Here is a 16489-nt window from a genome sequence, read left to right on the forward strand (position 1 = left end):
GTCGGTGCAGATGACCGAGAACATGCCGGGCGCCTCTCCGCAGGAGGGCAGCCAGTGGTACGACAACGAGGCCGGACCTCTCGTCCGCCCCTACGCGATGACGGGTGGCCGTACCAAATCCGGCCCCACGGGCGTGCGCTTCGATCTGATCGCCCTCGTCACGCTCGACACGGGTGCACCCGGTATCGACGACGACACCTCACTGGGGCCGGAGCACCGGGCCCTGATCGAGCTGTGCCGTATCGAGACGCAATCGGTGGCCGAACTCTCCGCCGACGCCGACCTGCCGGTGGGCGTGGTCAGGGTGCTTCTGGGCGATCTCCTGGAACTGGGCTGCGTCACCGTGAGCCGCCCGGTACCCCCCGCCCAACTGCCCGACGAGCGGATCCTCCGCGAGGTGATCGAGGGACTGAGGGCGCTCTAGATGAACCAAGTCGGATTGTCCTGTGCGCTTTTGCCGACACATCCGGGTACCAAATGGGGTGTCTGTCGGCCGCAACGGTCAATAGCGGTCCAATCCCTCGAAAGGGGCCCGCAGTTGCCATGATGCTGACTCCGCGCACCCGCACAGATGTACCGACCTGTAATCCGTATGGACGTACCCACGTCGACCGTTGCCGGCACACCCGAGAGAAGTGATCAATGGTCTCCGAGAACTCCGATGCCTCGGATGGCGACATGACCGCCCTGGCGTTGAAGATACTGGTCGCCGGCGGATTCGGCGTGGGCAAGACCACCCTGGTGGGCGCGGTCAGTGAGATCCGGCCGCTGCGCACCGAGGAGTTGCTGAGCGAGGCGGGACAGTCGGTGGACGACACCGATGGCGTGGACCAGAAGGTCACGACGACCGTCGCCATGGACTTCGGTCGCATCACCATCAGGTCCGGTCTCTCGCTCTACCTCTTCGGGACCCCGGGCCAGGACCGGTTCTGGTTCCTGTGGGACGAGTTGTCACAGGGCGCCCTCGGAGCCGTCGTCCTCGCGGACACCCGGCGGCTCGAGGACTGCTTCCCCGCCGTGGACTACTTCGAGCACCGGCACATCCCGTTCGTGGTGGCCGTCAACTGCTTCACGGGCGCCCGTACTTACGGTGCTCAGGACGTGTCCCGCGCCCTCGACCTCGACCGGGGTACGCCTGTGGTGCTCTGCGACGCCCGTGACCGGGACTCCGGGAAGGAGGTGCTGATTCGTCTGGTCGAGTACGCCGGGCGGGTACACACCGCCCGGCTGCTCGACTCCGTCGGCTGAGACACGTCGCGCCCGCTCCGTTTGGCCCGGTCGGGCGAGGATCGGGACTCTCAGTCGGCCAGCGCGGCGAAGGCCAGAACCTTCTTGATCCTTACTCGTACGAGGAGTTCACCGGGAACTCCGTTGCGCTCCCCGAACTCCGCGGCGCGCTCCTCGCCCATGTAGCGGGCGCCGATCCGAGCGGCCCAGTGCCGCAGATCGTCGAGATCCTCCGAAAGCTCGGCCCGCCCCTCCAGTACAACGAAGTCGAAGGGCGGCCGGTCGTCGTCCACACACAACGCGACCCGCCCGTCCCGGGCCAGATTCCGTCCTTTGACGGTTTCCTTCCCGGTGTTGAAGACCACGTCGTCACCGTCCAGTAGGAACCAGATCGGCGCCACGTGCGGACTTCCGTCGGCCCGGACGGTCGACAGCTTTGCGGTGCGGGTTCCGTGCGAGACGAACGTCCGCCATTGCTCCTCGGTCATCTTCTGTGCCATGCCCCCATCCTCCTTGCCCGGGCTCCGGCTGTGGTGAAGGCTGGCTGGTCAGATCCTCCGGTCAGGGGGATCGACACCACGGGGAGACCGGATCATGGCGCAGAACACGCAACTCGGCTGGTTGCTGGACGACCTCACAGAGCGGGTCGAACACGTACGGCACGCGTTGGTGCTGTCCAACGACGGGCTGGTGACCGGTGCGAGTACGGGACTTCGGCGCGAGGACGCCGAACATCTCGCAGCCGTGTCATCAGGTCTGCACAGCCTCGCCAAGGGATCCGGACGCCATTTCGGCGCGGGCCAGGTGCGCCAGACGATGATCGAGTTCGACGACGCGGTGCTCTTCGTCACCGCGGCGGGCGCCGGCAGTTGTCTGTGTGTCCTCAGCGCCGCGGAGGCCGACATCGGCCACATCGCGTATGAGATGACCTTGCTCGTGAACCGTGTCGGCGAGCACCTCGGCGTCGATGCGCGACATCCGGGGAGCACACCCGTCGAAGACCTTTGACCTGCGCATACGTCGCCGCGGTCGAAGTTATCCACAGGCTCGGCGCGAGATCCGTCGAACCGGCTACGGTTTTTCCCGAAGCAAGCGCACGCCAGCGCGAGCAACTTCTGCGACGGGGGAGAACCATGTCCGGCAACACCATCACGACCACTGACCAATCCGCCACGTCCGCGGCCGGCATCTCCGTGTCCGCCACTCCTGCCACAGCCTCGGCAGGGGCGGGGGCGCGCCGACCGTCCCTCGCGCTCAGCCGTGCCGCACGAGAACTCGATCTCAAGCGAGGTGAGTTCGACCTCGCCGTACAACTCGGGTGCGTACGGACCATCCCGGATGAAGGGGGAGGAGGACGCCGGGTCTCCCGGACGGAGATCGACCGGGTGCGCTCCGAGCCCGGCTATCCCGAGGCTTTGCGGGACCGCGTCGAGGCCGTGGGTACCAGGGAGGGTGCCGCCCTCATGGAGGTGACGACCGCCAGGTTCACGCGCCTCGCGCGCCTGGGCCTGGTGGTGCCGGTGAAGTTTTATCTCAACAGGTACCGAGCGGTCGTGTGGCTGTATCTGGCGGAGGAATTGCGGCAGTTCGCGGCCGACACGGACAACGCCCGGCTGTTGAGCGGCCGCACACCAGAAGGGCTCCGCGACCAGCTGGACGAAGGGCTGGACCTCCGTCCCCGCAACTGGCGGGGGCGCCACATGGGGTTCCTGCTGCGACAGACCGAGGACCCGTGGGAGCGGGCCGCGGTCGTGGCGTCCCTGCTCGACCCGGTCCAGGTCGCCGAGATCGTCAGGGATCCGTACGAGCGCGCCCATCTGAACCTCTGCCGGCCCGAACGCGCCTCCCACGGCGCACCCGACTCGCCCGCCGCGCACACCGGCTCGCGGATCATGACAGCCCAGGACGCCGACGAGATCAGCTGGCTCCGGGCCGACTTGGGGCAGCTTCTCGCCGAAGCCCGCGATCTCCGTCCCGCTCCACGTCCCGCGCCGAGGGCTTCACAGTCGAAGGTCCCACGCCCGGGACCGGCCGTCGGACCGCCGAATCGGCCCGCGACCGAGGGGCCCGAGCGGCCACGGAGGCTGTTCGGCTGGCTGCGCCGCAAGAACTCCTGATCGCCTGGTACTTCCCGCAGACCCGGGACTGGCTACAGGGCCCTGAAAAGCCCCTCCTGGACGACCGAGACGAGCAGGCGTCCCTCCAGGTCGTAGATGCGTCCGCGGGCAAGCCCGCGCCCGCCCGTCGCGATGGGGGACTCCTGGTCGTACAGGAACCACTCGTCCGCGCGGAACGGCCGGTGGAACCACATGGCGTGGTCCAGCGAGGCCATGTCGAAACCTCGCGGACCCCACAGCGGTTCCACCGGAATGCGGACGGCGTCCAGAAGGGTCATGTCGCTCGCGTACGTCAGCGCGCAGGTGTGCACGAGCGGATCGTCGCCCAGCGGCCCGACGGCGCGCATCCACACAGCGCTGCGCGGCTCGGCGTCCTTGATCTCCTCGGGGGTCCAGCGGAGCCGGTCCACATAGCGGATGTCGAAGGGCTGACGCCGGGCCATGCGCTCCAACGCCTCGGGGAGCGCGCCCAGATGCTCCTTGATCTCCTGCGCCAGCGTCGGCAGCGATTCCGGATCCGGGACCTCGCGGGCCGGCGGCAACTGGTGCTCGAAGCTCCCCTGCTCAGGCTTGTGAAAGGAGGCGGTCAGATTGAAGATCGTGCGGCCCTGCTGCACGGCGGTGACGCGACGCGTGGTGAACGACCGCCCGTCCCGGACCCGTTCGACCTGGTACACGATCGGCACGCCCGGGATGCCAGGGCGCAGGAAGTACGCGTGCAGTGAGTGCACCGGCCGGTCGCCTTCCGTGGTGCGCCCGGCGGCGACCAGGGCCTGGCCCGCCACCTGGCCGCCGAACACCCGCTGCAGTGACTCCTGCGGGCTGCGGCCACGGAAGATGTTGACCTCGATCTGCTCCAGGTCGAGCAGGTCGACAAGCCTCTCGGCTGGGTTCGTCATGTGTGGGATTCTCCTGTGCTCACAGCTGGCCGACGTCGGTGACCCGGACGACCGCACGGCCCTCGGCGTCGGAAGCCGTGAGGTCGACTTCCGCGCTGATGCCCCAGTCATGATCGCCGTTCGGGTCGGCGAAGGTCTGACGGACGCGCCACAGGGCGTTCTGCGGCTCCTCCACGATCGACAGCAGCTTGGGGCCGCGGGCGTCGGGACCGGTGCCGAGGTCCTCGTACTCGTCCCAGTACTTGTCCATCGCCTCGCCCCAGGCGTCAGCGTCCCAGCCCGAGTCGGCATCCAGCTCGCCGAGCTCGTTCACGTGGTCGAGGGCGGCGAGTTCGACGCGGCGGAACATGGAGTTGCGGACCAGGACGCGGAAGGCACGGGCGTTCGAGGTGACCGGCTTGACCTCGTCGGCCTTCTCCTGCGCCTCCTCGGCCGTCATCACCTCGGGGTTGGCGAGCTGCTCCCACTCGTCCAGAAGACTGGAGTCGACCTGGCGAACCATCTCGCCGAGCCAGGCGATCAGGTCCTCCAGGTCCTCGGACTTGAGGTCGTCCGGGACGGTGTGTTCAAGGGCCTTGTAGGCACTGGCGAGGTACCGCAGGACGATGCCCTCGGTGCGGGCGAGCTCGTAGAAGGAGACGAACTCGGTGAAGGTCATCGCCCGTTCGTACATGTCACGGATGATGGACTTCGGCGACAGCGGATGGTCACCGACCCACGGATGGCTCTTGCGGTAGACGTTGTAGGCGTGGAAGAGCAGCTCCTCCAGCGGCTTGGGGTACGACACGTCCTGGAGCCGCTCCATGCGCTCCTCGTACTCGACGCCGTCCGCCTTCATCACCGCCACGGCCTCACCGCGCGCCTTGTTCTGCTGGGCCGCGAGAATCTGCCGCGGATCGTCCAGCGTGGACTCCACGACCGACACCATGTCCAGGGCGTACGACGGGGATTCGGGCTCCAGGAGGTCGAACGCGGCGAGCGCGAAGGTCGACAGCGGCTGGTTGAGCGCGAAGTCCTGCTGCAGATCGACGGTGAGACGCACGATGCGGCCCTCGGCGTCCGGCTTGTCGAGCTTCTCGACGACGCCGCCGTCGAGCAGCGAGCGGTAGATGGCGATCGCCCGCCGGATGTGCCGCAGTTGCTGCTTGCGTGGCTCGTGGTTGTCCTCCAGCAGGTGCCGCATCGCCTCGAAGGCGTTCCCCGGCCGGGCGATCACCGAAAGGAGCATCGTGTGAGTGACCCGGAAACGGGAGGTCAGCGGCTCGGGCTCGGAGGCGATGAGCTTCTCGAAGGTGTTGTCCGTCCAGCCGACGAAACCCTCGGGAGCCTTCTTGCGCACCACCTTGCGGCGCTTCTTCGGGTCGTCGCCGGCCTTGGCGAGCGACTTCTCGTTCTCGATGACGTGCTCGGGCGCCTGAGCGACGACGAAACCCGCGGTGTCGAAGCCCGCCCGCCCGGCGCGGCCAGCGATCTGGTGGAACTCGCGGGCACGAAGGGTCCGGACCCGCGTGCCGTCGTACTTCGTCAGAGCCGTGAACAGCACAGTGCGAATGGGGACGTTGACGCCGACACCGAGGGTGTCCGTACCGCAGATGACCTTCAGGAGACCGGCCTGGGCCAGCTTCTCCACGAGCCGTCGGTACTTGGGCAGCATGCCCGCGTGGTGCACGCCGATGCCGTGACGCACGTAACGGGAGAGGTTCTGGCCGAACTTGGTGGTGAAGCGGAAATTGCCGATCAGGTCGGCGATCTTGTCCTTCTCCTCACGCGTGCACATGTTGATGCTCATCAGCGCCTGCGCCCGCTCCACGGCCTGCGCCTGGGTGAAGTGCACGATGTAGACGGGGGCCTGCTTGGTCGCCAGCAGCTCGGTGAGGGTCTCCGTCAGCGGAGTCAGCACGTACTCGTAGGACAGCGGCACGGGCCGGGTCGCCGAGCGGACCACCGATGTGGGCCGGCCGGTGCGGCGGGTGAGGTCCTTCTCGAACATCGAGACGTCGCCGAGCGTCGCCGACATCAGGATGAACTGCGCCTGTGGCAGTTCCAGGATCGGGATCTGCCACGCCCAGCCGCGGTCGGCCTCCGCGTAGAAGTGGAACTCGTCCATCACGACCTGGCCGACATCCGCGTGCTTGCCGTCGCGCAGCGCGATGGAGGCCAGCACCTCGGCGGTGCAGCAGATGATGGGGGCGTCGGCGTTCACGGAGGCGTCGCCGGTCAGCATGCCGACGTTCTCGGTGCCGAACATCTTGCACAGCTCGAAGAACTTCTCCGAGACCAGAGCCTTGATCGGCGCCGTGTAGAAGGTGACCTCGTCGCGGGCGAGAGCCGCGAAGTGCGCGCCCGCGGCGATCATGCTCTTGCCCGAGCCGGTGGGCGTCGAGACGATCACGTTCGCACCCGAGACCACCTCGATCAGCGCCTCCTCCTGGTGGGGATAGAGGGTGAGACCGCGTTCCCCGACCCACGACTCGAAGGCTTCGTAGAGGGCGTCGGGGTCTGCGGTCTGCGGCAGCTGATCGATAAGGGTCACGCCCCCATCTTGCCTGTGAACCCACTCGATGGGGGAATCGGATGCTCGTCCGAAGATCACGAACGCTACGCTGTGGCGCCGACGAAGCGTCAGCGCATGCGGGCAACTGGACAGCGGCACAAGAGGAATGGGGCGGGGAACGGCCATGATGGGACCAGCACACTCACTGTCGGGAGCTGCGGCCTGGCTCGGCGTCGGAGCGGCGGCGGCCGCGGCCGGTCACACGATGCCCTGGCCGGTTCTCCTCGTCGGGGCCCTGATCTGCGCGGGAGCCGCGCTCGCCCCCGACCTGGACCACAAGGCGGCCACGATCTCGCGGGCTTTCGGACCGGTCTCACGGGCCCTGTGCGAGATCGTCGACAAACTCTCGTACGCCGTCTACAAGGGGACCCGCAAGCCGGGCGACCCGCGCCGCTCCGGTGGACACCGGACGTTGACGCACACCTGGCTGTGGGCTGTGCTGCTCGGCGCGGGCACCTCGGTCGCCGCGATCACGGGAGGCCGCTGGGCAGTCCTGGCCATCCTCTTCGTGCACCTGGTGCTCGCCATCGAAGGGCTGCTCTGGCGGGCGACCCGTGGTTCCAGCGCCGACGTCCTGGTCTGGCTGCTGGCCGCGACCAGCGCCTGGATCCTCGCCGGAACCCTGGACAAGCCGGGCAACGGCGCGGACTGGCTCTTCACAGCTCCGGGCCAGGAGTACCTGTGGCTCGGTCTGCCGATCGTCCTGGGCGCGCTGGTACACGACATCGGGGACGCCCTGACGGTCTCCGGCTGCCCGATCCTGTGGCCCATCCCGGTCGGCCGCAAGCGCTGGTACCCGATCGGCCCGCCCAAGGCGCTGCGCTTCAGGGCCGGCAGCTGGGTGGAGCTCAAGGTGCTGATGCCGGTGTTCATACTGCTGGGCGGGGTGGGGTGTGCGGCGGCGCTCAATGTCTTCTGAGTGAGCGTGCCGCGTGGTCACTCCGTGCCGGCCTCGCCACTTCCCTGCCCCGCACCCCCGTACCGCCGCTCGAACTGAGCGATCCGCCCCTCCGAGTCCACCGTCCGTGCCTTCCCGGTGTAGAACGGATGGCTCTCCGAGGAGATCTCGACGTCGACGACGGGGTAGGTCTCGCCGTCGTCCCAGTCGATGGTGTTGTCGCTCGTCGCGGTGGAGCGGGTGAGGAAGGCGTAGCCGGCGGTGCGGTCGCGGAAGACCACGGCGTGGTAGTCGGGCTGCTTGTCCTTCTGCATGGTCGATGCTCCTTGCGGGGGAGTGACGGGGGCCGGTCAGCCGGACAGGGTGTCCTCGTCGACGATGTGCATAGCGGCTTCCTCGGCGGAGGCCGCTGCGCCGTCGATGCCTACGTCCGTGGCGATGAGCCCGCTCTCCTCGTCTTCGTGCGCCCCTTCGTCGGGGGCCACGAGACGGCCGGATCGGAGGGCGCCCACCTCGTTGTCCCGAGGTTCGCCGTCGGTGCCCTCGCAGTCGCCGATGCCGTCCCCGTCGGGTTCGGCGACGTCGGGGAGCTCCTCCGAGAGACGCTGGTCCAGGCTCTCGCCCCGCTGGCGTTCCTCGGCCGTCACTCCGGAGTGCTCCACCGCCCACGGCCGCTCCGGCGGGGACCAGCCACGGTCGAGGGGATCACCGACGCCGTCGGTGTCCAGGGTGTCCTCGGCGTCGAGCAGCCCCGCGTCGTCCTGTACCTCGGATCCGTCGGGCTGGTAGACGTCGTCTCCCCATCCGTCGGCGCTGTCCACGGGTACCTCCAGGTGGTGCGGGCCGGGCCCGGTACCGCCGCGCTCGACGGCGGGCGCGCGGGCCGCTGGACACAGGTGTCGCCCGATGCGAACCGGGTGGTTCCCGGGGGTTCCCCGGGCCGGTGTCCACGTCCAGCCTTCCACCCCCCTTCGGCACCGCGCAACGCCACACGGTCCGACCATGGGCGCCCACGGGTGTCCAGGGGCGCCCATGGAGGACCGGCGCGGCCCGCTCGCTCACCCGTGCCAGGACCGCCACAGTGCCGCGTACGCGCCGTCGGCGGCGACCAGCTGGTCGTGGCTGCCGAGTTCGCTGATGCGGCCGTTCTCGACGACGGCGATGACGTCCGCGTCATGGGCGGTGTGCAGCCGGTGGGCGATGGCGACGACGGTGCGGCCGTCGAGGACGCGCGCCAGGGAGCGCTCCAGGTGACGGGCCGCGCGCGGGTCGAGGAGCGAGGTCGCCTCGTCCAGGACCAGCGTGTGCGGATCCGCGAGCACCAGCCGGGCCAGCGCGATCTGCTGGGCCTGGGCAGGGGTGAGTCCGAGCCCGCCCGATCCGACCTCCGTGTCCAGGCCGTCGTCGAGGGCCTGGGCCCAGCCGTCCGCGTCGACCGCGCCGAGCGCCGCCCACAGCTCCGCGTCGACGGCACCCGTCCGGGCGAGCAGCAGGTTGTCGCGCAGGGAGCCCACGAAGACGTGGTGCTCCTGGTTGACCAGGGCCACGTGGGAGCGCACCTCCTCGGCGGGCATCCGGGACAGTTCCGCTCCGCCGAGCGTGATCCGGCCGTCCCGGGGCGCGTAGATGCCGGCGAGCAGCCGGCCCAGCGTGGACTTGCCCGCGCCGGACGGGCCGACCAGCGCGAGCCGGGTGCCGGGCGCGACCGCCAGCGAGACGTCGCGCAGGACGTCCACACCGGCGCGGTAGCCGAAGTGCACCCGGTCCGCGTGCACGTCGCGCCCGTCCGGGGCCACCCCCGGGTCGCCCGCGTCGGGCTCGATGTCCCGGACACCGACCAGCCGGGCCAGCGAGACCTGGGCGACCTGCAACTCGTCGTACCAGCGCAGGATCAGCCCCACCGGGTCGACGAGCATCTGCGCGATGAGCGCGCCCGTCGTCAGCTGGCCCACACCGATCCAGCCCTGCAGGACGAAGACCCCGCCGATCATCAGGACCGAGCAGAGGACGGTGACGTGGGTGACGTTGATGACGGGGAAGAGCACCGAGCGCAGGAAGAGCGTGTAGCGCTCCCAGGAGGTCCACTCCTTGACCCGGCGATCCGACAGGTCGATCCGGCGCACGCCCAGGCGGTGGGCCTCGACGGTGCGCCCGGCGTCCACCGTCTCGGCGAGGACGGCGGCCACGGCGGCGTATCCGGCGGCCTCCGAGCGGTAGGCGGACGGCGCGCGCTTGAAGTACCAGCGGCAGCCGACCACCAGCAGCGGTACGGCGACCAGCACGGCGGGCGCGAGAGGCGGCGCCGTCACGGCGAGTCCGCCGAGCAGCAAGGCCACCCACACGACGCCGATGGCCAGCTGAGGCACCGCCTCGCGCATCGCGTTGGCGAGCCGGTCGATGTCCGTGGTGATACGGGACAGCAGGTCGCCCGTTCCGGCGCGCTCCAGCACGCCGGGCGGCAGTCCCACCGACCGTACGAGGAAGTCCTCACGCAGGTCGGCGAGCATCCGCTCACCGAGCATGGCCCCGCGCAGCCGTACCTGACGTACGAACACGGCCTGTACGACGATCGCGAGGACGAACAGCGCGGCCGTGCGTTCCAGATGGAGTTCGCGTGCCTGGTCCGAGACCCGCTCGACGACCGAGCCCAGCAGATAGGGCCCGGCCATCGAGGCCAGGACGGCCACCGTGTTGACGCTGACGAGCAGCAGGAAGGCCCGGCGGTGCCGTTGGAACAGTTCGGCCACGTAGGCGCGTACGGTCGCCGGGGCGCCGACGGGCAGCGTGTTCGCCGTCGTCGGGGCCGCCGGGTCGTACGCCGGTGGCGCCAGGCCGATCATGCGGTCTCCTCGATTTCTTCCAGTACGTCTTCGAGTGCGTCGTCCAGTACGGCCTCTTCGTCCAGTACCTCTGCCAGTGCGCCGGCGGCCGAGGCCTCCTCGTCGGTCTCCCGGGTCACCACGGCCCGGTACCGCGGCTCGCTGTGCAGCAGCTCGCGGTGTACGCCGACCGCCGCCACCTCGCCCTCGTGCACCAGCACGACCCGGTCCGCGTGGTCCAGGAGCAGCGGTGAGGAGGTGAAGACCACCGTCGTGCGGCCGGTGCGCAGTGAGCGGACGCCGTCGGCGATGCGTGCCTCGGTGTGCGAGTCGACGGCGGACGTCGGCTCGTCGAGGACGAGTACCTCGGGGTCGGTGATCAGCGACCGGGCCAGTGCGAGACGCTGCCGTTGGCCGCCCGACAGGGAGCGGCCGCGTTCGGTGATACGGGCGTCCATCGGGTCCTCCGCCTCCAGCGACCCCTGGGCGAGCGCGTCCAGTACGTCGCCGCACTGCGCTGCCGCCAAGGCCTCGGCGGGGCTCACCGCACCCGACGAGGGCACGTCGAGGAGTTCGTGCAGCGAGCCGGACAGCAGCACCGGGTCCTTGTCCTGGACGAGGACGGCGGTACGGGCCGAGTCGAGGGGCAGTTCGTCCAGCGGTACGCCGCCGAGGAGCGCCGAAGTGCCCTCGACGCCGGGATGTCCGCCCAGCCGCTCGGCGAGCAGTCCCGCCAGGTCCGGGTCACCGCACACCACGGCGGTGAGCCGTCCGGAGGGCGCGAGCAGCCCGGTCGCCGGGTCGTACAGATCCCCGGCCGGCACCTCCGCCGATCGCGACCCGTCGCTGTCCATGGCGCGTTCGAGCGAGAGCACCCGGGCGGCGCGCTTGGCGGACGGGCGCGAGAAGGAGTACGCCATGGCGATCTCCTCGAAGTGCCGCAGCGGGTAGGTGAGCAGCATGACCGCGCTGTACACGGTGACCAGTTCGCCGACCGTGATCCGGCCGTCGCGGGCCAGACCCACGCCGTGCCAGACGACGGCGATCAGCAGCAGACCGGGCAGCAGCACCTGGATCGCCGAGATGAGGGACCACATCCGGGCACTGCGTACGGCGGCGTGGCGTACTTCCTGGGAGGCGCGGCGATAGCGGTCGAGGAACAGTTCCTCGCCGCCGATGCCGCGCAGCACCCGCAGGCCCGCGACGGTGTCCGAGGCCAGTTCGGTGGCGCGACCGGCCTTCTCGCGCTGGAAGTCGGCACGCCGGGTGGCCCGGGGCAGCAGCGGCAGCACGGCGAGTGCCAGGACGGGCACGCCCACGGCGACGATCACACCCAGCGCCGGCTGGTAGACGACCAGGCCGATACAGACCAGCACGATGGTGAGCGCCGCCGCCGTGAACCGGGACACAGCCTCCACGAACCAGCCGATCTTCTCGACGTCGCCGGTGGAGACCGCGACGACCTCGCCGGCCGCGACCCGGCGGGTCAGCGCGGAGCCGAGCTGGGCGGTCTTGCGGGCCAGCAGCTGCTGGACGCGCGCGGCGGCCAGGATCCAGTTGGTGACCGCGGCGCGGTGCAGCATGGTGTCGCCCAGCGCGATGCCCGCGCCGCAGAGCACCATCAGCCCGCCGGTCAGCGCCAGCCGTGTGCCGGAGCGGTCGACGACGGCCTGGACGGCGAGGCCTACGCAGAACGGCAGCCCGGAGACCGACACGAAGTGCAGCAGCCCCCAGGCGAGGGCTTTGAGCTGCCCACCGAGCTGATTCCGGAAGAGCCACCACAGGAATCGGGGACCCGAGCGTGCGTCAGGCACTCCCGGGTCGGGATACGGAAGGTCTTGAATCTGCATGACGTCCCAGCGGCTCGTGTCAGGGGGGTGGAGGTAACCGTGAAATCCGCAGCCGATCGACCGCGGAGCTCGACAGCAGTCGGCAACAAACCGTGAAAGGTTCGCGTCGCAGCGTGGTCGAAAGCAAACGATTTTTCGCCTCAGGGCAAAGAATCGGCCCCACCCCGGCAGTGGTGATGGGCGACAAGGTGGACCTGAAGGCTTGAGGGATGGGTGTGAGGGAAGTGCCTCATTGCGGCCGGGGCCAACACCCCGTAGAACACCGCCCATGAGAAGTCGGATCATCATGTCCATGCTCGCCGGAGTGACTCTCGTGGCGAGCGCCCTCCTCGGAGCGGGCCCGGCGTCCGCCGCCCAGTTCGCCGACCCGCCCGCGGAGTTCGGCACCGACTGGCACGACCCGCTGACCGCGGCGCCGCCCGTCGCCAAGCCCGACACGAGATCATGCGAAGTCACCGTCGCCCAGGCGCAGTTCAGGGACTTCACGCCGTACCAGGGCAGCTACGCGCCGCCCGGCGACTGCGGCGACCGCTGGAGCAAGGTCGTGCTGCGGCTCGACGGCAACGTCAAGGGACGGCAGTACGACCGTCTCGGCTACCTCCACATCGGTGGCGTCGAGGTGTTCCGTACGTCCACTCCGCAGCCTTCGCCGGACGGCATCGAGTGGTCCGTCGAGAAGGACGTCACGCGGTACAGCGACACCCTGCGCACCGAACAGCCCGTCGAGATGCTCATCGGCAACGTCGTCAACGACACCTACACCGGCATCATCGACGTCAAGGTCACGCTGACCTTCTACGCCGCAGAGGGCACCGCCAAGAAGGCCGAGGCCGCGACCCCCGACCGTGTCCTCACCCTTCAGGACGGCGCCCTCACCGCACCCCGCAACAGCGAGCGCATCGTCGCCGAGGTGTACGCGACCGGGTCCGGCGGCGGCTGCGAGGAGTACTGGTATCTGACGGTGCCCGACCCGGCGCCGTACTCCTGCAAGGCCGACAACGGCCCCTACCGGGAGGTGCAGATCAAGGTCGACGGCCAACTCGCCGGTATCGCCGAGCCGTTCCCGACCGTGTGGACGGGCGGCTGGTCCAATCCCTTCCTTTGGTACGTGATTCCGGGCCCGCGTGCCTTTGACATCAAGCCCATCGAGTACGACCTGACGCCGTTCGCGGGACTCCTCAACGACGGTCGCCCGCACCGGATCGACGTCTCCGTCGTGGGCGTCCCCGAGGGGCAGACCGGCTGGAGCACCCCGGTCAACGTCCTCGTCTGGCAGGACGCGAAGAGCGAGCACGTGAGCGGTGCGCTCACCGAGGTCAAGACGGGCACTCTCGCCGACTCCTCGACGTACACGCCCGGTTCGGAACACCGCCTCGACACCGCAGGCAGTCACCGGCTGACGGTCGCCGGGTACGTCGACACCTCGCACGGCCGGGTGAAGACCACGGTGAACCGCAAGCTGGCGAACACCTCCGTGCACCGCTGGACCGACGGCGAGAACACGGACGGGCTCAAGGCCACCTGGACCGACGACGAGACGGTCACCGTCGACGGGCGGGGGCCGGCCACCGCGACGCGCACGCAGCGCACTTACACGATGGACGGGACGACCACGCTCGGCGCGGACGACCGCCTGCGCACCGTCCTGACACTCGGCGACCTGGCGGCGGTCGACGAGACGCGCGGCGGGCGGCGCACAGTGTGGTCACGGCTCGACGACACTTACGCGGGCGACACGACGTATACGGCGAACGTGCCGCGTGACCAGCGCCACGCGGTCGGTACGACGAGTGAGCGCTACCGGCTGTACGGCTCGGCCGGGTGCTACGACCGCACCCTGGCCACCGTGCAGGGCGTACTGACGGAGGACCGCCGCAACTGCTGAGGCAACGGTGGCCGCAGAGGTCCCGGGAAGGAACTCCGTGTCACGTGCATGATTTACATGGACGTGACACGGAGGTCTCCAGCGGAATCAATCACTCCTCAATAGTGATCAACGCGGAAGCGCTTTTCCGCATCCCAGAATTCGTTCGGAGGAGTGCCCCGTGCCGCCGTCTGTACCGTCCCCGCGACGCGTCGCACACATATTGCGTACCTCACTGTTCGCGCAGGTCGCCTGCGCGCTCGTGCTCGGAATCATCGTCGGAAAGCTGTGGCCCGACGTGGCCACGGACCTTCAACCGCTCGGCGACGGTTTCACCCGGCTCATCAAGACGATCATCTCGCCGCTCGTGTTCTGCGTGGTCGTCGTCGGTATCGCCAAGGCCGGAGACCTGAAGGCGTTCGGCCGGATCGGGCTGAAGGCCCTGATCTGGTTCGAGGTCGCGTCCACGGCCGCTCTGCTCATCGGTCTGATCGCTGCCAACGTTGTCCAGCCGGGCTCGGGCATGAACGTCGACCCGTCCACGCTCGACACCTCGGCGGTCGACGCGAAGACGGGTGGCGGCTCGCTGCCCTCGACGACCGAGTTCATCGTCAACGCGATCCCCACCAGTTTCATCGGCGCCTTCGCCGAGAACTCCCTGCTCCAGGTGCTGATTCTGGCCTGCCTGGTCGGTGCCGCGCTGCTCCACCTCGGCCACACCAAGGTGCCGAAGGTCCTGCCCGCCATCGAGCAGGCCCAGGAGATCATCTTCGCGGTCGTCGGCTTCATCATGCGGCTGGCCCCGATCGCGGTGTTCGGCGCGATGGCCGTCCTGATTGGCCAGTACGGACTTGGCGTGATCGAGACGTACGCCAAGCTGATCATCCTGTGCTACGCGGCCGCCGCGCTCTTCATCGCGCTCCTCGCGGTCGCCCTCAAGGTGGTCACCGGGCTCAGCCTCTGGAAGTTCCTGCGCTACATCCGCGAGGAGATGCTCCTCGCGCTCGGCACCGCCTCCACCGAGTCCGTCATGCCGCGCGTGATGCAGAAGCTGCGCCGGGCCGGCGCCCGCGACGACGCCGTGGGTCTGGTGCTGCCGACGGGCTACTCCTTCAACCTCGACGGAGCCTCGCTCTACCTGTCCATCGGCACGCTGTTCATCGCGCAGGCCGTGGGTGTGGACCTGAGTCTCGGCCAGCAGATCACCGTGATCCTCGTGCTCATGCTGACCAGCAAGGGCATGGCGGGCATTCCCGGTTCGGCCTTCCTCGCGCTGTCCGCGACCGCGTCCTCCCTGGGGGCCATCCCGGCCGGCGCCGTCGCCCTGCTCCTGGGGGTCGACCGCATCATGGACTCGATGCGTGTCGTGACGAACCTGCTCGGCAACTGCGTCGCGGTCTTCGCGGTGTCCCGCTGGGAGGGCGCGCTGGACGTGGACCGGGCGAAGAAGGTGCTGGACGGGGAGATCGTGTTCGTGGAGGAAGACGAAGCGGACGAACCGGGGGCGCCGGTGGAGGAGCCCCGCTCGGCCAAGGCCGACATCCCTGCGCAGGCCGCTGAGGCCGACGTACCCGAGCAGGCTGCCGGGACCGACGTACCCGCTCGGATGACCAAGGAGCCCGCGTCCGAGGTCAGTTGACCGCAGCTGACCGAAGTGGTCCCGCAACGGGCCGCGGCGCCGACTCCAGCAGTACGGAGTCGGCGCCGCGGCCCGTTGCGCGGTCTCTCTTGGTCCGGGCCCACGTCGTGTCGAGTGCGTGACCTCAGCAGTCGTGGTCCCGCCTCGGCACCCCGTCCACCAGCGTGTTCAGGAGCCCGCCGAGTACCTCGCGCTGCCCGTCCGTCAGTGGGGCGAGGATCTCCTCCGCGGCCGAGCGGCGCGCGGCGCGCAGTTCTCCCAGGGCTTTGCGCCCCTCCTCCGTGACCTCGATGCGGATCACCCGCCGGTTGGTGGGATCGGGCGCCCGGCGCACCATGCCGCTCGCCTCCAGGCCGTCTACCAGGGTGGTCACGGCGCGGGGCACCACCTCCAGGCGCGCGGCCAGATCGGCCATGCGGGGCGGTGAGCTGTAATGCGCGAGCGTGCGCAGCAACCGGGACTGGGCCGGTGTGATGCCCAGCTCACGATGCTCCAGATGGCGCTTCTGGATGCGGTGCACTCGGCGGGTCAGCCGCAGCAGTTGCTCGGCGAGCAAGCCGTCGGCATCGGGGGTGGTCATGTGGGAACAATATCAGGACCTTGTTCATTGTGAGTATAGGTA

General features: G+C 69.3%; 15 protein-coding genes. 7 read left to right on the forward strand and 8 right to left on the reverse strand.

What is annotated here, in order from left to right; translation table 11 throughout:
- The first annotated feature begins 10 nt into the window (after positions 1–10).
- Together OG246_RS27050 and OG246_RS27055 are read left to right on the forward strand one after the other, a co-directional pair.
- Positions 11–424, forward strand: coding sequence for a DUF742 domain-containing protein (locus tag OG246_RS27050; RefSeq protein WP_266469059.1), 414 nt, complete (start codon positions 11–13; stop codon positions 422–424).
- A 218-nt stretch (positions 425–642) separates the two neighbouring features.
- Positions 643–1248, forward strand: a complete 606-nt coding sequence (locus tag OG246_RS27055; protein ID WP_266469061.1) for an ATP/GTP-binding protein — start codon at positions 643–645, stop codon at positions 1246–1248.
- A gap of 50 nt (positions 1249–1298) precedes the next feature.
- Here OG246_RS27055 and OG246_RS27060 read toward each other — a convergent pair whose 3' ends face one another.
- Entirely contained in the window at positions 1299–1727 is a 429-nt protein-coding gene (locus OG246_RS27060; protein WP_266469063.1) for a PPOX class F420-dependent oxidoreductase, read from the reverse strand.
- A 94-nt stretch (positions 1728–1821) separates the two neighbouring features.
- Between OG246_RS27060 and OG246_RS27065 the strand changes: the two genes are divergently transcribed.
- The gene (locus tag OG246_RS27065) at positions 1822–2235 is read left to right on the forward strand and encodes a roadblock/LC7 domain-containing protein (protein WP_266469066.1); all 414 of its coding nucleotides are present in this window, start codon (positions 1822–1824) and stop codon (positions 2233–2235) included.
- Between the two features lie 125 nt (positions 2236–2360).
- Positions 2361–3344, forward strand: a complete 984-nt coding sequence (locus tag OG246_RS27070) for a DUF6397 family protein (RefSeq protein WP_266469068.1) — start codon at positions 2361–2363, stop codon at positions 3342–3344.
- Between the two features lie 32 nt (positions 3345–3376).
- Here OG246_RS27070 and OG246_RS27075 read toward each other — a convergent pair whose 3' ends face one another.
- Positions 3377–4243, reverse strand: coding sequence for an acyl-CoA thioesterase II (locus OG246_RS27075; RefSeq protein ID WP_266469070.1), 867 nt, complete (start codon positions 4241–4243; stop codon positions 3377–3379).
- A gap of 19 nt (positions 4244–4262) precedes the next feature.
- Positions 4263–6776: an RNA helicase gene (locus tag OG246_RS27080; RefSeq protein WP_266469072.1), complete on the reverse strand. Its 2514-nt coding sequence runs from the start codon at positions 6774–6776 to the stop codon at positions 4263–4265.
- 145 nt (positions 6777–6921) lie between these two features.
- Here OG246_RS27080 and OG246_RS27085 point away from each other — a divergent pair, with 145 nt between their 5' ends.
- Positions 6922–7716 (forward strand): metal-dependent hydrolase, encoded by a 795-nt coding sequence (locus tag OG246_RS27085; protein WP_266469075.1) that lies wholly within the window; start codon positions 6922–6924, stop codon positions 7714–7716.
- Between the two features lie 17 nt (positions 7717–7733).
- Here OG246_RS27085 and OG246_RS27090 read toward each other — a convergent pair whose 3' ends face one another.
- The 4 genes from OG246_RS27090 to OG246_RS27105 all read right to left on the reverse strand — a co-directional run bounded on the left by OG246_RS27090 (position 7734) and on the right by OG246_RS27105 (position 12364).
- Entirely contained in the window at positions 7734–8009 is a 276-nt protein-coding gene (locus tag OG246_RS27090; protein WP_266469077.1) for a type B 50S ribosomal protein L31, read from the reverse strand.
- Between the two features lie 36 nt (positions 8010–8045).
- Positions 8046–8516 carry a DUF5709 domain-containing protein gene (locus OG246_RS27095; protein WP_266469078.1) on the reverse strand — a complete coding sequence of 157 codons (471 nt, stop codon included), beginning with the start codon at positions 8514–8516 and terminating at the stop codon, positions 8046–8048.
- A 237-nt stretch (positions 8517–8753) separates the two neighbouring features.
- Positions 8754–10535 (reverse strand): ABC transporter ATP-binding protein, encoded by a 1782-nt coding sequence (locus OG246_RS27100; RefSeq protein ID WP_266469079.1) that lies wholly within the window; start codon positions 10533–10535, stop codon positions 8754–8756.
- Positions 10532–12364 (reverse strand): ABC transporter ATP-binding protein, encoded by a 1833-nt coding sequence (locus OG246_RS27105; RefSeq protein WP_266469081.1) that lies wholly within the window; start codon positions 12362–12364, stop codon positions 10532–10534. Before OG246_RS27105 ends, OG246_RS27100 begins: the two co-directional genes overlap by 4 nt.
- Before the next feature lie 268 nt (positions 12365–12632).
- Between OG246_RS27105 and OG246_RS27110 the strand changes: the two genes are divergently transcribed.
- The gene (locus tag OG246_RS27110; RefSeq protein ID WP_266469084.1) at positions 12633–14249 is read left to right on the forward strand and encodes a peptide-N4-asparagine amidase; all 1617 of its coding nucleotides are present in this window, start codon (positions 12633–12635) and stop codon (positions 14247–14249) included.
- Positions 14250–14409: 160 nt separating this feature from the next.
- Entirely contained in the window at positions 14410–15867 is a 1458-nt protein-coding gene (locus OG246_RS27115; protein WP_266469086.1) for a cation:dicarboxylase symporter family transporter, read from the forward strand.
- Between the two features lie 124 nt (positions 15868–15991).
- On the opposite strand, the gene OG246_RS27120 is transcribed toward OG246_RS27115, so the two are convergent.
- On the reverse strand, positions 15992–16447 hold the full coding sequence (locus tag OG246_RS27120; protein ID WP_266469088.1) for a MarR family winged helix-turn-helix transcriptional regulator: 456 nt from the start codon (positions 16445–16447) through the stop codon (positions 15992–15994).
- Positions 16448–16489 lie beyond the last annotated feature (42 nt).

The sequence above is a fragment of the Streptomyces sp. NBC_00620 genome (genome assembly GCF_026341825.1).
Lineage (GTDB): Bacteria > Actinomycetota > Actinomycetes > Streptomycetales > Streptomycetaceae > Streptomyces.